Consider the following 1901-nt stretch of genomic DNA (forward strand, 5'->3'; position numbering starts at 1 on the left):
CGTCGACTGACCATGTTCTGTTTTTCAAGCCGATCGATCAATCCCGTGATCGCCGGGACCACTTGAATCATCCGCTCGGCAATTTCCAGACACGGCATCGGCTTGCCTTCCCCCCGCAGAATGCGCAGCACGTTGTACTGCGACGCCGTCAACCCGAACTCGCGGAACAGACGTCCGAAACGATTCTGAAGCTGGTCATTGGTCCGCAACAGGTTCAACATCGCCTCCTGCTCGGGTGACGAAAACGGTTTCTTCTTCTTCAACTCTCGCTGTAACCGGCCGCTTGTCATGATTGCCTCTCGCGGGTCGTGTTGGATTAGGCAATTAGTTTACACGTCAAGCGATGGCGGAAACAACTACGCGGCGATTGTGTGACAAAACGACAACAATCGACCGACAAACTCATCCGCCGTGAGTTTCCGCGTCGGCATCGGACGCGCTAGACGCGCGTCGGTACCGGACGACCGCGACCGCCAGCGTGATGACTGTCAGCGGAATGACGAACCCGATCATGACGATCGACAAGGTGCGATTGACCGCGGGCACGGTCGCCGCGGTGACCAGGTACGCCGTGTAGGCGACGTAATACGCAAGAAACAGACCGCCTTCCCAGCGGGCGATCAGGTGGCCGGTAAAGAAGATCGGCAGGCAGGCGACCGCGACCGCCACCATGACGGGCAGATCCAACTCAATCGCGGTGTTTGAAACCGCAACGCCCTGGGTGGAAACGAGTGAAGAAATCCCCAGCACGCCCATGATGTTGAACAGGTTGCTGCCGACGACGTTCCCCACCGCGATGTCGCGTTCGCCACGCATCGCGGCCACGATCGACGTCGCCACCTCGGGAAGCGAGGTCCCCGCGGCCACAATCGTCAGCCCGATCACCAGCTCGGAGACGCCGAATTGTCTGGCCAAGAGCACCGCCGCGTCTACGAACCATCGCGCGCCCAAGACCAGCAGCACGAGTCCGGCGATCAGCACCAACACGCTCACCAGCAGCCGCGCTGAGGAATTTCCAGCCGGCTCTGTTCCATATTCGGCTTCGTATTGAGCCGTGATCCCGGCCTGTTCCTTTCGGCTTTTGATCACGGCCCATGCCTCGTACCCGATCAGCCCCGCGACGAGCAACGCTCCATCGACTCGCCCGATCCGGCCATCCAGGGAAAAGACCATCACCAGCACGGACAGACCGACCATCAACGGCACGTCAAACCGTATCAGTTGCTGAGAGACTCGCAACGGGATGATCAGGGCCGAGATGCCCAGGATGAACAGCACGTTGAAGATATTGCTGCCCAAAACGTTTCCCATCGCTACATCAGGCTGTCCACGCAACGTGGATTGCAGACTGACGACCAACTCCGGCGCACTGGTGCCGATCGCGACCACGGTCAAGCCGACGACGAGCGGTGAGAGCCCGACCGCGAGCGCCAACTTCGATGCCCCACGCACCAACAGTTCCGCCCCGATCGTCAGGACGACCAAACCCATAACAAGCGTGAAACTGGTGACCAATGAACTTCCTTGGAAAGGGTGCGATCAAACGGCAGTCGTGGTCTGGGACCATCGCGTCGAACTGGGAAGATCGATTAAATCGCCAGACCGCCCGTCGTGCGGTTATAGTTTAGCAACGGTCCATAACGGAAGTACTTTGGAGAGGTGGAGACGTGCAGCGAGTTTGCCAGTTCGGATTGTTGATTGTTATCGTCGGTTTCGCCGTTGAAGGTTCTCCGGCGCTGGGGCAATCGCGTCGCGATGCGGAGAGCCGCGACGGGATGGTGGTCGCGGTGTCGCCCGATGCGGCGGAGGTCGGTGCGGAGATTTTGGAGCAGGGCGGCACGGCGGTCGATTCGGCGATCGCGACCGCCTTCGCCCTCGCCGTGACGCATCCATCGGCCGGC

General features: G+C 60.2%; 3 protein-coding genes. 1 reads left to right on the forward strand and 2 read right to left on the reverse strand.

What is annotated here, in order from left to right:
- Both ABX749_RS31305 and ABX749_RS31310 read right to left on the reverse strand, forming a co-directional pair.
- Window positions 1–290 (reverse strand): MarR family winged helix-turn-helix transcriptional regulator (locus tag ABX749_RS31305; protein WP_372899488.1); only part of this gene is annotated, 290 nt, incomplete at its 3' end.
- A gap of 112 nt (window positions 291–402) precedes the next feature.
- Window positions 403–1515, reverse strand: coding sequence for a calcium/sodium antiporter (locus ABX749_RS31310; protein ID WP_372899489.1), 1113 nt, complete (start codon window positions 1513–1515; stop codon window positions 403–405).
- Window positions 1516–1667: 152 nt separating this feature from the next.
- On the opposite strand from ABX749_RS31310, the gene ABX749_RS31315 reads away from it, so the two are divergent.
- Window positions 1668–1901: gamma-glutamyltransferase (locus ABX749_RS31315; protein ID WP_372899490.1), on the forward strand; the 234-nt coding region annotated here is incomplete at its 3' end.

This window comes from Stieleria sp. (assembly GCF_041595215.1).
In the GTDB taxonomy this organism is placed as follows: domain Bacteria; phylum Planctomycetota; class Planctomycetia; order Pirellulales; family Pirellulaceae; genus Stieleria; species Stieleria magnilauensis.